At 42.6% G+C, this 21,086-nt stretch carries 22 protein-coding genes; 8 read left to right on the top strand and 14 right to left on the bottom strand.

Translation table 11 applies throughout. The annotated features are described in order from the left end of the window. Positions 1-148: 148 nt before the first annotated feature. On the top strand, positions 149-292 hold the full coding sequence (locus BA79_RS19580; RefSeq protein WP_003214884.1) for a YwzD family small protein: 144 nt from the start codon (positions 149-151) through the stop codon (positions 290-292). Between the two features lie 114 nt (positions 293-406). Then, positions 407-1,726: a UDP-glucose dehydrogenase family protein gene (locus BA79_RS08620; RefSeq protein WP_035702277.1), complete on the top strand. Its 1,320-nt coding sequence runs from the start codon at positions 407-409 to the stop codon at positions 1,724-1,726. Between the two features lie 40 nt (positions 1,727-1,766). Here BA79_RS08620 and chrA read toward each other — a convergent pair whose 3' ends face one another. From chrA to alsS, 5 genes are all read right to left on the bottom strand, one after another. Beyond that, positions 1,767-2,300, bottom strand: coding sequence for a chromate efflux transporter ChrA (chrA, locus tag BA79_RS08615; protein WP_035702275.1), 534 nt, complete (start codon positions 2,298-2,300; stop codon positions 1,767-1,769). Further along, the gene (gene chrB / locus BA79_RS08610; RefSeq protein ID WP_034657685.1) at positions 2,300-2,860 is read right to left on the bottom strand and encodes a chromate efflux transporter ChrB; all 561 of its coding nucleotides are present in this window, start codon (positions 2,858-2,860) and stop codon (positions 2,300-2,302) included. The genes chrA and chrB overlap by 1 nt, the downstream gene beginning before the upstream one ends. 37 nt (positions 2,861-2,897) lie before the next feature. Continuing rightward, positions 2,898-3,374, bottom strand: a complete 477-nt coding sequence (gene chrS / locus BA79_RS08605) for a chromate efflux transcriptional regulator ChrS (protein WP_017360010.1) — start codon at positions 3,372-3,374, stop codon at positions 2,898-2,900. Between the two features lie 153 nt (positions 3,375-3,527). Further along, positions 3,528-4,289, bottom strand: coding sequence for an acetolactate decarboxylase (budA, locus tag BA79_RS08600; RefSeq protein ID WP_370529243.1), 762 nt, complete (start codon positions 4,287-4,289; stop codon positions 3,528-3,530). 44 nt (positions 4,290-4,333) lie between these two features. After that, on the bottom strand, positions 4,334-6,034 hold the full coding sequence (gene alsS / locus BA79_RS08595) for an acetolactate synthase AlsS (protein WP_035702273.1): 1,701 nt from the start codon (positions 6,032-6,034) through the stop codon (positions 4,334-4,336). A gap of 150 nt (positions 6,035-6,184) precedes the next feature. Here alsS and alsR point away from each other — a divergent pair, with 150 nt between their 5' ends. Next, positions 6,185-7,072, top strand: a complete 888-nt coding sequence (gene alsR / locus BA79_RS08590) for an acetoin biosynthesis transcriptional regulator AlsR (RefSeq protein WP_035702272.1) — start codon at positions 6,185-6,187, stop codon at positions 7,070-7,072. A gap of 59 nt (positions 7,073-7,131) precedes the next feature. Beyond that, on the top strand, positions 7,132-7,749 hold the full coding sequence (locus BA79_RS08585; protein ID WP_211251391.1) for a flavin reductase family protein: 618 nt from the start codon (positions 7,132-7,134) through the stop codon (positions 7,747-7,749). Between the two features lie 36 nt (positions 7,750-7,785). Here the strand turns inward: BA79_RS08585 and rbsB are convergent, their stop codons facing one another. The 9 genes from rbsB to BA79_RS08540 form a co-directional block, all read right to left on the bottom strand. Further along, positions 7,786-8,703, bottom strand: a complete 918-nt coding sequence (rbsB, locus tag BA79_RS08580) for a ribose ABC transporter substrate-binding protein RbsB (protein WP_017368181.1) — start codon at positions 8,701-8,703, stop codon at positions 7,786-7,788. A gap of 13 nt (positions 8,704-8,716) precedes the next feature. Beyond that, entirely contained in the window at positions 8,717-9,670 is a 954-nt protein-coding gene (gene rbsC, locus BA79_RS08575) for a ribose ABC transporter permease RbsC (RefSeq protein WP_007497532.1), read from the bottom strand. Position 9,671: 1 nt separating this feature from the next. Continuing rightward, positions 9,672-11,153: a sugar ABC transporter ATP-binding protein gene (locus BA79_RS08570; RefSeq protein ID WP_035702265.1), complete on the bottom strand. Its 1,482-nt coding sequence runs from the start codon at positions 11,151-11,153 to the stop codon at positions 9,672-9,674. 15 nt (positions 11,154-11,168) lie between these two features. Then, entirely contained in the window at positions 11,169-11,561 is a 393-nt protein-coding gene (gene rbsD / locus BA79_RS08565; RefSeq protein ID WP_007497529.1) for a D-ribose pyranase, read from the bottom strand. Continuing rightward, complete coding sequence (gene rbsK / locus BA79_RS08560; protein WP_035702262.1) at positions 11,558-12,436, bottom strand: ribokinase; 879 nt, start codon at positions 12,434-12,436, stop codon at positions 11,558-11,560. The genes rbsD and rbsK overlap by 4 nt, the downstream gene beginning before the upstream one ends. Next, positions 12,433-13,419 (bottom strand): LacI family DNA-binding transcriptional regulator, encoded by a 987-nt coding sequence (locus BA79_RS08555; RefSeq protein WP_007497527.1) that lies wholly within the window; start codon positions 13,417-13,419, stop codon positions 12,433-12,435. Before BA79_RS08555 ends, rbsK begins: the two co-directional genes overlap by 4 nt. Positions 13,420-13,536: 117 nt before the next feature. Further along, positions 13,537-14,679, bottom strand: a complete 1,143-nt coding sequence (locus BA79_RS08550; RefSeq protein ID WP_035389743.1) for a Ger(x)C family spore germination protein — start codon at positions 14,677-14,679, stop codon at positions 13,537-13,539. Next, complete coding sequence (locus BA79_RS08545) at positions 14,669-15,766, bottom strand: GerAB/ArcD/ProY family transporter (RefSeq protein WP_035702259.1); 1,098 nt, start codon at positions 15,764-15,766, stop codon at positions 14,669-14,671. Before BA79_RS08545 ends, BA79_RS08550 begins: the two co-directional genes overlap by 11 nt. Next, positions 15,756-17,237 carry a spore germination protein gene (locus tag BA79_RS08540; protein ID WP_035702256.1) on the bottom strand — a complete coding sequence of 494 codons (1,482 nt, stop codon included), beginning with the start codon at positions 17,235-17,237 and terminating at the stop codon, positions 15,756-15,758. Before BA79_RS08540 ends, BA79_RS08545 begins: the two co-directional genes overlap by 11 nt. Positions 17,238-17,984: 747 nt before the next feature. On the opposite strand from BA79_RS08540, the gene pgsB reads away from it, so the two are divergent. From pgsB to edmS, 4 genes are read left to right on the top strand one after another with little or no spacing between them, the layout of a single operon-like run. Further along, positions 17,985-19,166: a poly-gamma-glutamate synthase PgsB gene (gene pgsB / locus BA79_RS08535; protein ID WP_007497522.1), complete on the top strand. Its 1,182-nt coding sequence runs from the start codon at positions 17,985-17,987 to the stop codon at positions 19,164-19,166. A 15-nt stretch (positions 19,167-19,181) separates the two neighbouring features. After that, positions 19,182-19,631, top strand: a complete 450-nt coding sequence (gene pgsC / locus BA79_RS08530) for a poly-gamma-glutamate biosynthesis protein PgsC (RefSeq protein ID WP_007497520.1) — start codon at positions 19,182-19,184, stop codon at positions 19,629-19,631. A gap of 18 nt (positions 19,632-19,649) precedes the next feature. Next, positions 19,650-20,816 carry a CapA family protein gene (locus BA79_RS08525; RefSeq protein WP_017360004.1) on the top strand — a complete coding sequence of 389 codons (1,167 nt, stop codon included), beginning with the start codon at positions 19,650-19,652 and terminating at the stop codon, positions 20,814-20,816. After that, positions 20,813-20,983, top strand: a complete 171-nt coding sequence (gene edmS / locus BA79_RS19575) for an extrachromosomal elements maintenance protein EdmS (protein WP_008343253.1) — start codon at positions 20,813-20,815, stop codon at positions 20,981-20,983. Before BA79_RS08525 ends, edmS begins: the two co-directional genes overlap by 4 nt. Positions 20,984-21,086 lie beyond the last annotated feature (103 nt).

Genomic DNA, 21,086 nt, shown 5'->3' with positions numbered 1-21,086 from the left:
TTATTATAGCTCAATGGTGATTTATAAAAAAGTTTTTCATGAAAATGGTCATAAATTTCAAAAGCTGTCGAATGATGTATTAGAGTATTGCATAAACCAACCATACAGCATATAATAATGAAATTAGTGGAATCGAAAGGATACAGACATGGATAATAAGGGTTTAAATCAAGAAGAGTTTTTAAAGATTTTGATGTACGCTCATGATATTGGTGAAAATTCCAATGATGTCACAACAAAAGAAATGCTTGAAAATCTGATTGCTCATATTCGAAATGGCCTTGTTTCATAAAAGTAACCCCCTGCTCTCTCAGCAGGGGGTTTTTGTATGCTTTTATGAATGGAACGAAAATCCCCGGCATACGATGACATTACAAGCATAAGGAGTATGGGGAGCTGATGTGTCATGAAGGTTGCGATTGCAGGCTGTGGGTATGTAGGGCTTGTCACAGGGGTGTGTTTAGCAGAGGCGGGACATGATGTGACATGTATGGATATTGACCGGCGGAAGGTCTTGCAGCTGAAGCAAGGGAATCCTCCGATGTACGAGCCGGGATTAAAAGAACTGCTCAAACGGAATATGGAGCAAGGACGCATTCGTTTTCATATGAATGGAGCGTCAGCCTATTCGCAGGCTGACGTGTTAATGATTGCTGTCGGTACCCCGCAGCAGGCAGACGGTCAAGCAGATTTGCAGTATGTCTTTCAAGCGGCAAAGGAGATGGGCTTACAAGCAAAGCCAGGCGCAGTGCTTGTCGTGAAAAGTACAGTGCCTGTCGGAACGGGCGATCAAATTGATCATTTGATTCATCACGTGTTAGGTCGTAAGGAGCCATTATCTATCGCATCGAATCCAGAATTTTTACGAGAAGGGTCTGCCATCTCAGATACGCTGCGAGCGGATCGGCTGGTGATTGGAGCCGAAACAAAGAACGGATTAGATCAGCTAGAGTCTATGTATGCGGATTTCCACATTCCATTCGTGAGAACAGATCGGAAAAGCGCAGAGATGATCAAATACGCATCAAATGCATTTCTTGCCACAAAAATCAGCTTTATGAATGAAATTGCTTCGATTTGTGGAAAAACGGGAGCTGATGTTGAGAGAGTTGCAGAGGGGATGGGACTCGATCAGCGGATTGGTGCTTCGTTTCTTAGGGCAGGCATTGGTTACGGAGGTTCCTGTTTTCCGAAGGATACAAATGCCCTTGTCCAAATTGCAGGGCATGTGTCCCATGATTTTGAGCTATTGAAGGCTGTCATCAAAGTCAACAATGAGCAGCGAGCAAGTTTTATTCGAAGTGTGAAGGAGCGGATGGGAGAAAACTTGGAAGGGAAGAGAATGGCTCTTCTTGGCCTTTCCTTTAAGCCGAATACAGATGACATGAGAGAGGCGCCGTCAATCCCGATCGCTCATCAGCTCCATCAATTAGGAGCGGAGATCGTAGCCTATGATCCTGCTGCCGCTCGCAATGCAGCTCAAGAACTGCCTGATCAAGTCCTTTTTGCTCAAACGATTGAAGAGGCGATCAAGGATGCTGATGCTGTCTGTATATTAACTGAGTGGGCGGATATTCAGTCCTTTCCACTTTCAGCTTATAAAGATTTCATGAGGCAGCCGATCATTTTTGATGGCCGGAATTGTCATACGCTTGAAGCGGCAGAAGCAGCTGGTGTCGAGTATCATTCTATTGGGCGCAGGCCTGTCTCTCCTATTTATATGTAATGAGAAAAACCGATAACTTCACGTGTTATCGGTTTTTGCGTTAATGCGGAAGAATGAATCCGCCATATAAAAATGCAGCCACTATTAGAAAAGCAGGGTGCAATTTGAATTTGGTCATAAAGAAAAATGAAATGGCGGCAATGGCAAGTGATTGCGTCCAGCCAATGGCTTTCACGGCATCTCCGCCAATTTCCCATGTTAATAAAAGCATCATCATCGCAATGACAGGCTGCACAGATAGAGTCATACCTCTGACGACAGAAGATTGGCGAAAACGATCAATGAGTTTTAGCAATAAAATCAATCCAATAGCAGACGGCAGGACCGTCGCAAGTAGTGCAACGATAAAGCCTGGCCATCCCATGACATCATAGCCTACATAAGCCGCAATTTTCGTAGCGATTGGACCTGGAAGTGCGTTGGCTAATGCGAGCATATTGGAGAATCCTTCGTTTGTCATCCAATGAAAATGATTGACGATTTCTTCATAATTGAGCGGAATGGAGGCAGGTCCTCCGCCATACCCTAACAGATTGGATAAGAAGAATGCCCAGAATAAAAAGAGAATCAGCATCACGAAGACACTCCTTTCTCTTTATTTGTTCGAGTCCAGCGATCTTTCAGTCTAAAATGAAAGGCACCATAACATAAAAAGATGATGACAATGATTCCTGGATGAATCGAGAGTACTTGAAGACCGACAAATGCCAAAAGGAATAGGGCGATTCCGAAGATCATGCCGAAGCCCTTCAACGCTTTTTGTCCAAATTCATATGCCATCATTCCTAACAGAACGGCAATCACTGGTGTCACAGCACCGATCATATTTTGAATGATGACTGAAGAGCTTAAGACGCTGACAAGTGTAACAAGTGCCACCATAGCGAGACATGTCGGTAAAATATGTGCAGCTGTTGCAACAATGGCGCCAGATACACCTTTTAATCGATAGCCGAGGTATGCCGACATTTTCGTAGCAATCGGTCCAGGTAATGCGTTGGCGATGGCGAGTGTTTCTCCAAATTCGTCATCATTGATCCATTTGTATTTGACGACCGCTTCATGGCGAATGAGCGGGATCACAGAAGGTCCTCCGCCAAATCCCAGAATACCGGTTCGCACCATGGCGATCATGAGTTCAAGATATGATTGCAAGTGGTTCAACTCCTATCTACAATTTCATGCCCATTCGGCTTTTGTATCGTTTAATGAGCATTTGACAGTCAACACTGACGACGCCTTCAAGTGGGTACAGCTTCTTTGTCAGGAACGTCTCCATTTCCTGTTCATTTTGAAAAATGCCATGCATATGCAGCTTGCTTGGTCCTGTCATATGATAAAGGCTTGTGACGGCTGTTTCCTGCTCAAGCTGAAGGGCGACTGTTTCTAAACATTTCGGCTCAACCTCTACGTTAAAAAAGACAGAGACATGAATGCCGATCTTTGCTGGATTAATGACAGCGGTGAATCGTTCAATGACACCTGCTTCAATGAGCTGCTGAATACGGGCTTGTACAGCAACACGGGAAAGGCCGACTTGTTTCCCTAGATCCGTATAGGACATACGCCCGTCCTCGTGTAATAAGGAAAGAATTTGTTTATCTCTTTCATCTAATGTTAAGTTTGGAATGCGATATTCATGTGCCATCGTATAACCACCTTTCTTCTGTTGATATTCTATCATATTTTATTACGGATAGAATGTTTGATTTTTAATTGAGTAACGAAATGAAATAATAAAAGAAGATAACATATCTTTTTGCATAAAAAAACACCCCGGCATCACCGAGGTGTGTTCATTTTATTTTTCTGGGCTGCTTTCCGCACTGGCAATTTGTTGTGCAAGGTCAGCACGATCAATGTCTGCTTGGAAGAACTCCTGCGTATTTGGAAGGTGTAAATTCATGTGACGCTTTTGGGAAATTCGGATGGTCACTTGATCCACAGTGTAATCAAATACGTGCCCGCCGACACTGCGATCATCATCAATAAAGTGGAGATGATATCCGCTTACCGCAATGCCATGTGCGTACTGCGGTGTTCGGAATCCTGCGATTGTCCCGCGAATATTTTCGAAATCGAAAATAGGCTGTGACTTAACTGCTTCTACCATCGGAACGTAAGGTTTTTCCTGTTTTTCAACCGTACGGGTTTGAACCTTTTTGAATGACCCATCGATGCGGATCGCATAAAAGACATTTTTGCTCGGTAAGATTCGGTCGATTTCTTCCTCTAGCTCTTTGGACGTCATCGGTGCATCAATTCGATGAACGATGTCCGTTTCAAAGAATGCTAGAGAGCAGAATGGTGAATAATCTTGATCGGTTACTGGTGTGGCTGTTCCATCAGAGCGCAGTCGATAAAAAGCGCCATCAAAGCCGATTAGTTCCCCATCTAATTGATTGAATGTGCCAATGCCAAAATCACCGTGCTCGGGAATATGTGATAGGGAGAAATCTCCATCGTATACGGCTTCCAGCAAGGAGGTCATGGTTGATACTTGATAGACCTCTTGCTTTTTGTCCTGCGGTATTGTGTTGTTTTGTTGATTCATTGGGTGCATCATACCCATATCCGCTCACTCCTTTAACGTAATGTATCGAAGTCTTATCTGACGTTCGTTGTGTGTTTTTCACGAAAGACTTCTGGCCATTTTTGACTGGCGAGGTCTGGGTTGTCTTGATAGTCTATCGGAATATCAATAATAACGGGTCCTTCTATGTTTATACCCTTTTGAAGGACAGTTGAAAGCTCTTCAGGTGAGTTGACACGTAATCCAGTTGCTCCAAAGCTTTCTGCATATTTCACTAAGTCGATCTGACCGAACTCAACACAAGACGTACGGTCATACTTCATTTCCTGCTGGAATGCCACCATATCGTATGTGCTGTCGTTCCAAACGAGATGAACGAGATTTGTTTTCATGCGCACGGCTGTTTCTAATTCCATGGCGGAGAAGAGAAAACCGCCATCACCTGAGACTGAAATGATCTTTTCATCTGGATTCAATATGGAGGCTGCAATTGCCCATGGTAAAGCCACGCCAAGTGTTTGCATTCCGTTACTCACTAGGAACGTGTTCGGTTCATAAACACGGAAGTGGCGAGAGATCCAAATGGCATGAGATCCGATATCACATGTCACTTTCGTGTCATCTGGGATGATACGTCTCAACGTATGAATGACATCCAGCGGGTGTGATAAATGACTTTCTCTTTCTGGTGCTTTTTCGATATCACTTAACAGCTCTTGTAATTCTGTGACCAGATCTATGTTCTTTTTGCATAATGAAAGTGGAACGCTGTCGTGGGCTAGATGTTGCACCGTTTCAGATATATTGCCCACAAGCTCAAGCGTCGGTTCATAGAAATGGTCAATATCTGCCTGCATGTCATCCACATGAATGATTTGACGCTGCTGCGGTTTCAAATTCCAATGCTTCGGATCGTATTCGATTGGATCAAATCCAATAGTTAAAATCACATCCGCTTTCTCAATGAGAAGGTCCCCTGGCTGATTACGGAATAAGCCGATTCTGCCCACATATTGAGGCTCAAGCTCTCTTGAGAGAACGCCGGCTCCTTGGTACGTTTCGACAAATGGGATACCAAGTGTTTTTAATAATGTTCTTGTCGCATTTGCCGCAGCTGGACGGCTAGCTTTCATTCCCACAATTGCAACAGGTAAGTGCGCATTTTGAATTTTGGCGATGGCCGAACTGATGAGAGCATCCGGTGCAGGACCTAGTTCTGGAGAAGGGTGAGCAGACACTGGTGTTTGTGTGGTGTGTTCGGTCACGACATCTTGTGGAAAGCTGATAAATGCTGCTCCAGCTTGACCTCTTTGTGCCGCGCGAAAAGCATTTGTTAATGCTTCTGGTATATTGTTTACGTCTTGTACTTCAACGCTATATTTTGTCACTGGTTTGAATAATGCCGCATTGTCGAGTGATTGATGTGTTCGTTTGAGTCGATCCGCACGGATGACGTTTCCAGCGATTGCAACAACAGGGTCACCTTCTGTATTGGCTGTTAATAGACCTGTCGCTAAATTGGATGCGCCAGGACCTGATGTGACGAGACAAACGCCTGGTTTGCCAGTTAAACGACCGACAGCTGCTGCCATGAATGCCGCATTTTGTTCGTGTCTGCATAGCACAAGCTCTGGACCTCTGTCTTTTAATACATCAAATACTGCATCAATTTTTGCACCTGGAATCGCAAAAACATGGGTCACACCTTGGGCAATGAGCGTATCGACAATCAACTCTGCTCCTCGTTTTGTTAGGGGTTGTGTTTGAGAATTCATATACCCCGCACTCCTTTCGGCAAGTAAAATTTTTTATGAAAATATATTTTCATGATATGATTTACTATACATTTCACAAAATAAATTTTCCAATATATGTTTAACGTAGTTTTAATATGTTTCACGAATAAGTGTTTGAGGAGTGAAAGGATGGAACTGAGACATTTGCAGTATTTTGTCACAGTCGCGGAGGAGCTGCATTTCGGTAGAGCGGCCGCACGATTGAACATGACACAGCCTCCACTTAGTCAGCAAATTAAGCAGTTTGAGGAAGAATTGGGATTTCCTTTGTTTCACCGGTCTAAACGGGTGGTGGAGTTAACAGCTGCTGGAAAGGTTTTTTTACATGAGGTCCGGGGGGTGCTGCATCAGCTTGATAAAGCCGTTGATCATGCCCGGCATACGGCAAGAGGGGAGCTTGGGAAGATTATCATCGGTTTCGTTGGTACAGCGACATATGATATTCTGCCGCCAGTTGTCCGTGAATTCAGAGAGCTGTACCCCTCTGTCAGTATTGAGCTGCAACAGCTCTCTGTCCCGCAGCAGCTTGAGGCGCTTTTGAATGGTGAGATTGATATTGGTTTTTTGCATCCTACATCACCGCAAGAAGAATTGGTCAGTCGTTTAATGAAGCAAAGTGAATGTATTTTTGCGATTCCGAAAAACCATCCGCTGGCGGAAAAAGAAGCGGTCACGATTGAAGATATTCGTGATGAGCCGATTATTTCTTTATCAAAGGAATCATGGCCGTCCCTTTATCAGTATTTTGTCCTACTTTGTGAAAAGTATGGATTTTCACCTAATATCGTGCAGGAAGCAGCAGAATATCAAATGGTCATTGGGCTTGTCACAGCGGGAATCGGAATTGCTATCATTCCAACATCGGCCCGGCGTTTATTTAATTTAGATGTGGTGTATCGGTCAATTGAAGGTGAGCAGCTACTCGCGGAATGGACCATTTCTTATAGACGAGAAAATCATAATCCGGCATTGTTTCATCTTGTCCATCATATTCTCCATCGCGCTGAGCCGGAATAAGGGAAGAGAGAACGGGGTATGGTATGATGTCGTTACATACAAGAGGAGGCATGTCTGAAGTGATTACATTACAAATGGATCAGTTGTCACGAAAAGAAGCATATAAAGTATTATCTGGTTCCGTCGTTCCAAGACCCATTGCATTTATTACAAGCCTTTCTAAAGAAGAAGTCGTCAATGCTGCACCATTTAGTTTCTTTAATGTCATCAGCGGTCATCCTCCGCTGATCGCTGTTTCTATTGGACGTCGTCAAGGAGAGATGAAAGATACAGCAAAACATATCATCGACAGGGAAGAATTTGTTGTCCATGTGAGTGATGAAGCGATGATTGAAGATATTAATGAAACAGCTGCTACTTTGCCAGAGGAAGAGAGTGAGCTGACTCGTACCGGTCTTCATCAAGTGAAGAGCAGCGTGGTGTCAGTGCCAGGAATCAAGGAAGCACGCATTCGCTTTGAATGTCAGCTGGAAAGACATCTGACCTTTCAAAATGATGAAGGGGAGGTCACAGTCGATCATATCATTGGCCGGGTGGTGTGTGCGCATTTAGATGAGTCTGTCTATGATGCGGAAAAAGGATATATTTTTACGAATGAATTAAAGCCAGTCGCGCGCCTAGCAGGTAATGATTATGCCCATTTAGGCACGCCATTTGTACTGAAGAGACCGGAATAACATCTAAAACCCCCGAGGCTATCGGGGGTTTAGTGTTTATTTCTTTTGTTCTAGTTTCAATGGTGCGGCGATATTTTTTTCTACCTTTTTGCCTTTTAATACATCGTCAGCAGCGCCGACTGCCAGTTGACCGATCAGCTCTGGCTGCTGCGCGACTGTTGCAGATAGTTTTCCTGCTTTGATCGAGTTGAGTGCATCTTCGTTACCGTCGAAACCGACGACAAGAATGTCTTTTCCAGAGCTTTGGATGGCCTCTAGTGCGCCAAGCGCCATTTCATCATTGTGGGCAAAAACGGCTTTGATGTCAGGGTTTCCTTGAAGAAGGTTTTCCATCACGTTGAGCCCTTTTGTCCGGTCGAAGTCAGCGGCTTGTTTTGCTGTGACATCTAACTTTTTGTCTGCAATTTGATGGAAACCTTTTCCTCGTTCACGTGTCGCAGAAGCACCTGGTACACCTTCTAGTTCAGCCACTTTTGCGCCTTTACCAACCTTGTCGATGATAAAGTTAGCGGCCATTTCGCCGCCTTTGATGTTATCGGAAGCAACGAGCGCTTCAACCTTTCCGCTTTCTGCGGAGCGGTCTAATGTGATGACCGGTATGTCTGAAGCATTCGCAGATTCGACAGCCGTTGATATGGCAGAGGAATCGGCTGGGTTAATGAGTAATGCATCAACCCCTTGTTGAATTAAATCTTCTACATCACTCGTTTGTTTCGCTGAATCATTTTGTGCATCGGCAATGACAACTTCGATGCCAAGCTTTTTCGCTTCTTTTGTCACGCCGTTTTTAAGAGAAACGAAGAATGGGTTATTTAAAGTCGAGATCGACAGTCCGATTTTAATGTCTTTTTTCTTGCCATCCTTTGTTGATTTGGCCCACTCTGGCGGTTCAAGCGAGCAGGCAGAGAGCATGAATAATGAGAGAGTCACGATCAGGATTACATATTTTTTCATAGCAGCTGCCTCCTTAAGCAGATTTCTTTCTGTCGAGTAGGACTGCAATCAAGATGACAATCCCTTTCACAACAGATTGATAAAATGATGAAACACCAAGTAAGTTCATACCATTGTTCAAGACACCAATAATGAGCACCCCGATGAGTGTGCCGACAATTCGTCCTCTTCCGCCGGATAGGCTTGTCCCGCCAAGTACAACGGCAGCAATTGCATCAAGTTCATACGACGTACCAGCTGTTGGCTGGGCTGAGTTGAGACGAGATGTTAAGATCGCACCTGCTAAAGCAGACATAAAGCCGGCTAATGAGTAAATCATGATTTTGACGCGTGGTACTTTAATGCCTGAGATGAGGGCTGCTTTTTCATTTCCGCCAATGGCATACGTTCTTCTGCCAAAAGGTGTTTTATGAAGCAAGACCCAAAGTACGATAAAGGTGAGAAGCATGGTGATCGCTGGAACAGGAATTCCTAAGAAATATCCACGGCCAAATAGCTGAAATGCATAGTTAGAGCCAAGCCCTGTAATTGGATTTCCGTCTGTATAAACAAGCGTCAATCCTCTGAAAATCGTCATCGTCGCAAGTGTTGCGATAAAAGGAGCCATTTTTCCTTTTGTGATTAAAAGACCGTTGATCATTCCAAGGATGGCACCGATGATACATCCAACGATGATGGCAAGAATTGGGTCCAAACCAGATACAATAAAGCCGGCAGTCAGAGCACTAGACAGCGCTAGAATGGCACCGACAGACAAATCAATTCCTCCGGTTAAAATAACAAACGTCATGCCAAAGGCAATGAGGGCGTTAATGGAGATCTGTCTGAGTAAGTTTAAAATGTTTAATGGTTCTAAAAAGGCCGGATTTAAAATAGAAACAATGGCAACAAGGATGATGAGTCCTAAGAATGGCCCAAGCTTTTGCATGATGTTGTCAAATCGTCCATTTGAAGTAAGTGGTTTCATGTTACTTCCCTCCTGTAGCTAATGTCATAATTCGTTCTTGTGTAGCTTCTGTTTTACTTAATTCGCCGCTGATGGTTCCTTCATGGATGACAAGCACTCGATCGCTCATCCCAAGAACTTCTGGGAGTTCAGAGGAGACCATCAAAATCGCAACGCCTCGATCCGTCAGCTCGTTCATAAGCTGATAAATTTCTCGTTTCGCCCCGACGTCGACACCTCTTGTCGGTTCATCTAGAATGAGTACCTTCGGTTGAATGCCGATCCATTTGGCGATGACGACCTTTTGCTGATTTCCACCGGACAGGCTGCGTGCAGAGATTTCAGATGAAGCGGTTTTGATCGTGAGTCGTTTGATGAGAAGGTCAACAAAGTCCTGCTCGTTTTTCTTATCGATCAGCCCCTTTGGTGAGAAGCTGTCTAAGTTAGGCAAGCCGATGTTTTCCCGAATGGATGCATCCAGCATCAGTCCTTCATCTTTGCGATCCTCCGTGATAAAACCGATGCCAAGTTTGACTGCATCACTTGGTTTTTTAATGACAGCCTTTTTCCCATGAACCCAAATTTCTCCTTGATCCAGGGGATCGAGTCCAAAGAGCGACCGCATCATTTCCGTCCGGCCAGCGCCCATTAAGCCTGCAACACCGACAATTTCCCCAGCTTTGACGGAAAAACTGACATCTTGAAAGCGGCCTTTCCTCGTTGCTTGCTTCACCTCTAGGACGATATCACCAGTAGAAGGTGTGCGCTCAGGGTAACGATCGGTTAATTCGCGGCCGACCATTTTTTTGACGACTTCATGGAAATTCGTGTCTGGTATCGCTTTCGTATCGACCGTTTTTCCGTCACGCATGATCGTAATCCGGTCACAGATGGCAAAGATTTCTTCCATCCGGTGAGAAATGTAGACGATGGAAACGCCTTCTTTTTTGAGTGATTCAATGACCTGAAATAGCTTTTCAATCTCACGGTCTGTGAGAGCAGCTGTTGGTTCATCCATAATAATGACCTTTGCATCGGTCATTAACGCTTTCGCAATCTCAATCATCTGCTTTTGTCCGACAGAACAGCTTCCTGCCTCTTGATCGAGCGAGAGGTTGACAGACAATCGGTCGAGCTGCGCTTGGGCGAGGGCTTTCATTTTCTTGGTGTCTAGGAGACCAAGTTTTGTATAGATTTCTTTCCCGATAAATAAATTCTCGAGTACCGTCATATCAGGCCATATATTCAGTTCTTGATGAATGAAGGCAATCCCGTTCTGCTCGGCTTCTTTCGGATTTTTGAAAGCGGTTTCTTTTCCGTCGATTTGAATCGTTCCTTGATCCAGGGAATAGAGTCCTGTCAGCAGATTCATTAACGTTGATTTTCCTGCCCCGTTTTCACCCATAAGTGCATGGACTTCACCTGTGACGAGGTCAAAGGAGACCCCGGCGAGAACGGTGTTTTTTCCAAAGGCCTTATGGATGTTATGCATTTCAATGTTCATAAGTGGCTCCTCCTTTTAAAAGATGACACCGGCATGAAGAATGCAGTTTGCGTATGGGGTGGCTTCACCCGTGCGAATCACTGCTTTTGCCTGTTTGGTCATGTCTTTGAACGTCTCGTGATCGACTTCATTTAACGGATGTGAGAACGCTTTCTTTAGAAATAAATGATCTCTCTCATTGGCTTGTTTGATTTCACTGGCAATTGTGATGTGTTCAACGGCCATTTCCTCAAGAAGGAGGGAAGTAACCTCCTGAAAGGATGGTGTGCCGATGGATAATGCAAGGTCGATCTTGACCGGGCCTTCTGGAATGGGCAGGCCACAGTCTGCGATGACAATCGTATCTGTATGACCAAGGTCAGCAAGCACCTTGGCGATATGACTATTTAAAATACCATTTTTCTTCATTTCTTATTCTCCAATTCTTCTCTTGCTGGCATGCCGCCTTGGGCACCAAATTTTGTGACTGAGATAGACGCAGCTAAGTTGGCAAAAGCAAGTGCGTCGTATAGGGATTTTCCTTCTGTCAGTGCTACAGCTAGAGCGCCGTTAAAAGTATCACCAGCGCCTGTAGTGTCGACGGCTTTCACAGGATAGCCCGGTACCAACACTTCTTTTGATCCATCAAAGTAACGAACACCATTTTTTCCTTCTGTAATGAGTAATTTGTTTGGATATTGGCGCAAAGCTTCTGCTATGGTGAGTCCATCAAACATAAGAGCTGCTTCGTGTTCGTTTGGCGTGATATAGGCAGCTTGATCTAATATTTGCTGAGAGACTTTGCGAGCTGGTGCGGGATTTAAGATGACAGGAATCCCTTTTTCGCTGCAAATGGCGCAGACGGCTTCGACTGTTTCTTCAGGAATTTCCTGCTGGATGAGGACGATTCCGATATTTTCAATAGAAGAAAGAGCATCTTTTACATAATGAGGTGTTACCTCATTGTTTGCTCCTTTGACGACAACAATGCTGTTATCTCCTTCAGCTAAAATGATATGAGCTGTTCCGCTTTCCATTTCGGTAACCGGTTTCATATAGGTGGTGCGAACACCTTGTGCTTGCAAATTGCTCATAATGTCCTGACCATACGCGTCATCACCAACTCGGCCGATCATATATACATCTGCACCGAGCCTTGCGCTTGCTACTGCTTGATTTGCTCCTTTTCCCCCAGGGACCGTTTTAAATGATTCGCCTAGGACGGTTTCTCCTGCACTAGGACGTTTATTCGATGTAACAACTAAATCCATGGAACAACTTCCTACGACAACTATTTGACTCATTGTGAATCCACCTTTCTTGTGGTCTCTCGTTCAATAAAAGAGACGGGCATTTGAATAACTGCTTGATCTATAGGCTGTTTCTGAATGGCTTTAATGATCAGCTTTGCGGCTTCTTTCCCCATATCATAGGCAGGCTGCCGGATCGTTGATAGAGAAGGGAAGAGCAGTTCACTTTGCGGAATATCATCAAATCCAATGATTTGGACGTCTTCTGGAATGGCTTTTCCAATACGAAGCGCTTCGTGTACGACGGCTGCTGCGACGATGTCATTGCTGGCAATGATGCCATCTGTTTCAGGGTACAGCTTGAAAAGAGCCTTGGCGCTTTTTCGGGCTTCCTGAAAAGAAAAAGAAGCGTTAGACATCACATGAAAGTTAGCACCTTCTTCAGTCAGAACATCAAGTGCGCCTTTGAATCTTTGCCGCGCCGTTTGAAGATGAGCGGGCCCTTTTAGCAATGTAATCTGCTGACTGCCGCGTTTGATTAATTCCATTGCAGCCATTTTCCCGCCAGCCGTAGCATCTGCAAACACAGAAGGCGCATTTGGAACGGTACGATCTAAGAAGACAACAGGCAGTTCATCATCATTGTACAAATCCGATTCAGGTTCGTTTGTGACAGCGATGACACCGACCACCTGGTTTTGCTTAAAGGTTTGTAAATAGGCCATTTCCTTCTCCCGATCTTCATCACTGTTTCCGAATAATAAGCGAAAACCGTGTGCATGAATCTCATCCTCAACGCCTCTAGCCAGCTGAGGGAAGAAGGGGTTTGTGATATCAGGTAAGATGAGACCAACTAATCTTGATTCTCTTTTAAAAAGGGATCGTGCCACTTCATTGGGGAAGTAGTTTAGCTCCTGCATCGCTTGTGTCACACGGGTTTTCGTATCAATATGGACGTATCCAGTATCGTTGAGCACGCGTGAAACAGTCGCAACAGACACTTGAGCAGCTTTTGCAACATCTTTAATTGTAGCCAATGGAGTGCCTCCCTTCTTTGATGTGTAACCGTTTACACAGATAGATTATCACGAAAGCATTAAAAAGACAATCTTAAAAAAATAAAAAAAGAAAAGAAAGAGGACGTCTTCCTTTTCTTAACTAATAATGCCCGTTTGGGTAATGTTCACTTTGATTTTTGGGATGATCTTCACTTTTGGATAATCAGTGACCCAATTCATTTTCATATACTCATCATAATGTCTGACTCTGTATTTTCTGCCAAGGCTTAAGACGTCAGAATTTGCTTCTTGTAATGTAGCAACAATTTTTTCTGCTTCTTTTGTCAAGATGGTTGAAAGTCTTTTGTTCAGCATTTCAATTTTTTTGTCTGTATCTAGATTATCTTTTGGGTACTCAAGGACAGAAGTATTAAATTCAAATTTGAGTGAGTATGTTAAGTTTCGATGATCGGGATTCAGAATCTCGATGTCTCTCTTCACATCAGTGACTTGGATGGTGATGTAATTGTTTTCTTTTGACTTCATGTCGCTTCTCACTTTTTTTGTGAAGTTGGCATACTTGCCCATTTTTCCGTCCATGACGGTGAGTAGGATCGCATCTTGACCGTACAACTCGCCTTTCTTCTTCTCATTGTCAAATAGAGCAACCCCTTTTACACTGATTAATTTCTTCGATTGATCAAAATAGATTAACGGCAGTGTGAAGTCCTCTCCAGTTTGGAGCATTTTAGATCGAATACTTTGAATGTTTTTAGGTGCTACTTGGGAGGAGCGTGATGCGGTTGTGATCAAGTTATTTAAATAGTCACTCACGATGAGTTTTTCCTTCAGCAGCGAGTTAATCACTTCTTCACAGGTCCCCCCTTGAACAACGGCAAGATTTGCGAGGAGGGGACTTTTTGGATCACGATAAAACATATCTAAGTAGGGCAGAAGACGATTTTGGGCAAATTCATCACCGATCAGCATCACCCGCATTTTCGACATGTCTATTTTTTGATCCACAATCCGGCTGAAGTTGGTTCTCGCTTTTCTTAAAGTAGGGGCTTCAGTTGTGAGAAGAGTGGTTAAAAAGCTACCTGTATTTCCTTGCTCCATACTTTGAGACTGCTGCACCTTTCGATAAGTAATCGAGTACTTCGCATTGTCATCCTCTCCTTGATCAACAGCGGAGGTTAACACAAGAGAGATGTTCTTTAATAAATTTTGATCCCAGCAGCCAGGCATGAATATGAGAGAAACACACATGAGCAACGTCAGTATGTACTTATGACGCATGTGATTTCACCTTCCCTTTGCGATGTTTGATAAAGATGATAATGGCCATAAAGATTGGGAGTGTGTAAATAAATGAATATTGAGCGATGGTGGTAAAATCATTAAAACGCTGAATTCTAAAATTATCGGTTGCAAGGTAACAGCTAGCCGCATAGATCAAAATGGCAAAATAAAAGACATATTTTTTGTGTTCTTTTTTCTTAAGAATACTTGCCACGCCATTCGCACAAAAGTAAAGGTAATTGCTGAGTGTGGCAAGAATGATAAATACCCAGAAACTGAGAAAGATCAAGTCTGTTCGCTCAATCACACCGAACGAAATGGTTTTTAACAAATAAAGAACAGGGTTGGGAATGATATTGAGCTCAATCGGACTGAAGAACATAAAACAAATCAATGTAATAAATAGGTAGTAAAGCGTCGTGCATATATTGGCAATGGTCATGACTTTATATCGTTCCTTAATGGTTCCTTTCATCAATGGAGAGATAATGAGGATCATCTCGAACCCATTCATAGATAGAACGACGTCCTTTAATCCGAGTGAAACTTGAGAAACGTCCACTTGGAAAAAGGGCATGAGGTAGTCGATATTGGTTCCTTTTAATGAATAGAGCATTAAGAGAGACAGCATGAGCAAAAAGGGCGTCAAAATGAAGTTAAACCTGACAATCGCCGTAATTTGCTCCTTTGCAATGTAAATGATGGAGATCATCAGTAATAGATTAATGACCCAATTTGGTGTGAGCGGCAGCACCCAAATGCCAAGAATTCTTGTGAAAATGGATAAAACAACAATGCAGACGGAGGCGAAGTATAACGTATATAGTGCCACCAATGTCCGGCCGATCCATTTTCCGAACACTTCAATTAAGGCTTGGAAAAATGATGTATCAGGATACTTCTGAATGATGTAAATAAAAATGGTGTTAATGATTTGAATGAAAAAACAGGCTAAGATAATCGCCATCCACCCATCGTGTCCCATGTCTTTCATCAGCAAATGGGGGAGAGCTAAAATACCGACACCAATTTGAGATTGAATGATAAAAAAGACAGCTTGAGGTGGAGATATTTTATTTTTCATCTTTATTTTTCCATCCTCTCAAATTTTCAATTTGCTCTTTCTTTTTTGGATTTAAGTAAACAGGGCGCTTTTTGTACATCCACATCGGTAATCGGATCACAGTATCTTTTAAGTCCTGCCAGTTAAATGGAGCCACTGGTGATAAGTACGGGACACCTAGTGATTCGAGGCGGCATAAATTCATCAATACGATCGACAGGCCGAATGAAATGCCAATAAACCCAAACATCGATGCCATAAACATGAGAGGGAAACGAAGCATACGAATGGTGGACGTCATTTCAAAGGATGGGAGGACAAAGGATGCAACAGCTGTCACGGCAACAACAATGACAAGGACATTCGAAATGAGTCCAGCTTTTACCACAGCGTCTCCAATCACCAAACCGCCTACAATCCCAATCGTCTGACCAATTGGCTTTGGCAGTCGCACCCCTGCTTCTCGTATGAGCTCAATCGTAATTTCCATCAGCATTGCTTCAATTAACGGCGGGAAAGGAATGCCGATGATGGAATTTTTCATCGTAATCGCTAATTCATCCGGGACCACCTCATAATGAAAACCAATGACCGCAATATAAAAAGAAGGCAAAATCACTGCGATGATACAGGCAACATAGCGAAGAATACGAATAAATGTAGCCGGAATCCAGCGGCTATTATAGTCATCTGGTGATTGAAAGAAACTAAAGAACGTAATAGGCAGAATGATAGCCATTGGGCTGCCGTCCATTAAGACGACAATTCTTCCTTCAAGAATGGCGGATCTCACTTTGTCAGGTCGTTCTGTGTCAATAAGCTGCGGGAAGATGGAATACGAATCATCCTCAATCGCCTCTACAATAGAACCTGGGCTAAGCAGCGTGTCTACTTTAATAGAAGAAATTCGTTTGTTAACCTCATCTATCTTTTCTTGATTGGCAATATCAGAAATATAAACCGTCGCAACCTTTGTTTCAGATTTTGTACCGACCTTATGATACTGGATTGCAAGTTTTCGATCATTTAAGTGTGAACGCAGCAAATATAAATTGGTATCTAAACTCTCAACAAACCCATCATGTGCGCCTGCAATAATACTTTCAGAAGAAGGTTCAGAAATGGAACGCAGCGGCGGCTGCCCAACAGCAAATATTTTGATCTGTGCGGATTTTTCATCAAGGAAGGCAATACTTCCGGCAATAATGCTGTCGACAATCAGCGTCAAGTCACCTGTTTCGAGTGAACTAAGAGATTTTGCATAGTCCTGTTTTCCAGGAGGACCGAGCAAGTTGCCGATAATGAAGTCGTTTAATTTGCTTTCATCGACTCTAGTTTTAATAAAAAACAGCACTGATTTCGTTTCATTCACCATCAATTCCCGGTATTCAAAATCAGCGCTTTGTTGAAATGCTTTGTTCAGAATCCGAATCTTTTCCTCAAAACCGCCTGATAAAAAGTGTAAGCGTGTTTGCTCATTCGTATTTGGCATCTTTAGCCTCCTCTCACAGATTTTTTAACCATAGTGTAAGCCGAGAAGATGATTTTATGCGTCATCTTTGGGGAAAGCATGACACGAACCGACAACTTTCAACTAAAATCACATTAAAAATGTTAAGAAATGATGAATCTTGATAAAAAGAAATGAATAATGTTTCATTGTTTAGGTCATAAGGAGTGAATATCGTAAAGAGAGGCTATAACAAAATGATTAATCTTTGACATCTTATCCCAATTTTTTGTGACCTGAAAATAAGCAGATGACTTGATTTTTTGACAGGTGACCTTTGTCATAGGTCAACACATAGCGTTCTGACCGATGAGGATGACTTTCTAACCTGTTCATTTAAAAATATAAAATATTCTAAAACACGCACTATTCATTTAAAGCGCTGATATGACTGATTTCGTAGAGATGAAAGGGCTTTAAAACATTGATTCAAAATACATCTTAATAATTGTCGAAAAATTTAGGGAGAAAAGGACAAAAGATTTTTCACTGTTTGATGGTAACGCTTTCTCTTATTCTGAGCAGAAATTCAGTCGTCATTTTGTCCGTCTTTTGGCCTTTTCATTTGAGCGTGAGATAGGCAAATACGCCTTCTGATTAGAGGAATTTGGCATACGAGGAAGTGAAAGATTATGTTACATAATACCGATTGTGATTTTATGCTGAACCTATATACTGTTGATTGAATTTACATATCACACTCATAAAAAAAGGAGATGTAGATAAGCGATGTGGTTAATCGTTATAGCCTGTGTCATCATGTTAGGGATTGGCTTTATTGAAAAGAAGCGTCATCAGAAAAATATCGATGCCCTGCCGGTACGCGTCAATATTAATGGTATACGCGGAAAGTCTACCGTTACAAGATTGACAACCGGTATCTTAATGGAGGCAGGTTATAAAACTGTCGGCAAAACAACAGGAACGGATGCAAGAATGATTTATTGGGATACGCCAGAAGAGAAACCGATTAAAAGGAAACCGCAAGGACCAAATATCGGAGAGCAGAAAGAAGTTATGAGAGAAACCGTTGAAAGAGGAGCAAATGCCATCGTCAGTGAATGTATGGCGGTGAATCCAGATTACCAAATTATCTTTCAGGAAGAGCTGCTTCAAGCGAATATTGGCGTGATCGTAAACGTTCTTGAAGATCATATGGATGTGATGGGGCCAACTCTTGATGAAATAGCTGAAGCCTTTACAGCGACAATTCCTTACAATGGGCACTTGGTTATTACGGATAGTGAATATACAGATTTCTTTAAAGAGATTGCGAAAAAACGCAATACTGAAGTGATTGTTGCAGATAATTCCAAGATTACCGATGAGTATTTACGGAAATTTGAGTATATGGTGTTCCCGGATAATGCTTCACTTGCACTTGGTGTCGCACAAGCATTGGGAATTGATGAAGATACGGCATTTAGAGGCATGTTAAATGCGCCGCCTGATCCAGGAGCGATGAGAATTCTTCCATTAATGGACGCAAAAACACCTGGACATTTTGTAAATGGATTTGCGGCTAATGACGCAGCATCTACATTGAACATTTGGAAGCGTGTGAAGGAAATTGGGTATCCAACAGATGAACCGATTATTATCATGAACTGTCGTGCGGATCGTGTAGATAGAACGATCCAGTTTGCGGAGGATGTACTTCCTTATATTGAAGCAAGTGATCTTGTCTTAATTGGTGAAACGACAGATCCAATTGTGAAGGCATTTGAGGATGGAAAAATTCCGGCTGACCACTTACACAACCTTGAATATCAATCTACAGAACAAATTATGAACATGCTTGAGAAAAAGCTTCATAATCGAGTGGTTTATGGAGTCGGCAATATTCACGGCGCCGCTGAACCTTTAATCGAAAAAATTCAAGAATACAAAATTAAGCAGCTTGTCAGCTAGGAGGAAATATAGAAAATGTTCGGATCAGATCTTTATATCTCGTTAATTTTAGGTGTTCTACTCAGTTTAATTTTTGCAGAAAAAACAGGAATCGTACCAGCTGGGTTGGTTGTTCCAGGTTATCTGGCGCTCGTCTTTAACCAGCCAGTCTTCATTTTAGTTGTTTTATCTGTCAGCTTGCTGACATATGTGATCGTTCGTTTTGGTCTATCGAAATTTATGATTTTGTACGGACGCAGAAAGTTTGCGGCGATGCTGATTACAGGAATTGCCCTAAAGCTCATATTTGATTTCTTCTATCCAGTGGTTCCGTTTGAAATAGCAGAATTCCGCGGAATCGGAATCATCGTGCCTGGATTGATTGCGAATACGATTCAAAAGCAAGGTCTTACGATTACCCTTGGAAGCACATTACTTCTAAGTGGTGCAACATTTGCCATCATGTATGTTTACTATCTATTTTAAGATAAGGTGTGTCCAATGATGAATAAAAAATTGAGCTTTCAGGAAAAGCTGCTGAAAATCACAAAGAACCAAAAGAAAAAGACGAATAAACACGTACTGATTGCTTTACCGATTGTCATTGCTTGTACATTTCTATTTACATTTATCGGGAAAGCACAAGTACCAACTGTAGAAAAGAATCCAGAAAACATCCTGACCGCTTCGTTTGTCGGAGATATTATGTTTGGAAGAAATGTAGAGAAAGTAACAGACCGCTATGGAAAGCAGCACCTGTTCCGCTATGCGAAGCCGTATTTTGATGTATCAGATTATGTAACTGGGAATTTTGAGCATCCAGTGGCTTCAGATAAGGAACAGGCAGCACAAAAGAATATTCATTTGAAAACAGATGAAGATTCTGTACAAGCGTTAAAGGATTTGAATTTCTCTGTACTAAACTTTGCGAATAACCATGCAGCAGACTACGGTGAAAAAGGCTTAAATAACACGATTGATGCTTTTGAAAAAGCTGACATGGATTATACAGGGGCTGGGCGCAACGTCAATGATGCGAAGCAGAACATTTCATACAAAGAAGTGAATGGCGTTAAAATCGCTACCCTTGGTTTTACAGATGTATATGGAAAAGATTTTAAAGCAACAAATCGAAAGGCAGGTATTCTGCCAGCTGATCCATCTATCTTTATTCCGATGATTTCACAAGCTGCTGAAAAGGCAGATATCGTTGTTGTTCATGCGCACTGGGGACAGGAATATAACAATGAAGTAAACGACAGACAAAGAGAGCTGGCAAGAGCGATGTCAAAGGCTGGTGCTGATATCATTATCGGTGCACACCCGCACGTTCTTGAGCCGATGGAAGTCTATAACGGAACAGCGATTTTCTATAGCTTGGGGAACTTTATTTTTGACCAAGGTTGGTCAAGAACACGTGATTCTGCTATTGTTCAGTATCATCTGAATGAAGATGGAAAAGCGACATTTGAAGTGGTTCCAATGTACATCAAAGAAGCGACACCTGCTCCAGTCAAAGCAGGATCTCTTGAATCAAAATCGATTATCCGTATGCTGACAAATGGCACGAATGCGGATTGGAAAGAAAAAGACGGACATATTTTCTTTGAAGTCGATCATTCTGATAAAGTTCAAACATTAAAAGAAAACGAAGGGAAGGATAAAAAATGAAATTCCTTAAAGCAAGCTGGCCGTTTGTTGCGTTAATTTTAGTCTTTGTCTTTATGTCTGCTTTTAAATTCAGTGACAGCCTCACAGATCATGAGAAACAAAAGATCTCGGTTGAAATGCAGAAAATTGAACAGCAAAAGCAGTCAAAAGCGGAAGCGAGTAAATAAAGAAATGATGATGAAAAGAGCACGCGAGGCGTGCTCTTTTTTGACGGAAAAAGGTGTAAAATGAAAGGGGTCATGTCGAAACTATAAAAGAAAGGGGGAAGAG

Origin of the sequence: Bacillus altitudinis 41KF2b (assembly GCF_000691145.1) — a bacterium.
GTDB lineage: Bacteria > Bacillota > Bacilli > Bacillales > Bacillaceae > Bacillus > Bacillus altitudinis.
The sequence above is the reverse complement of the archived record's forward strand: the minus strand, read 5'-3'. Positions and strand labels throughout refer to the sequence as shown.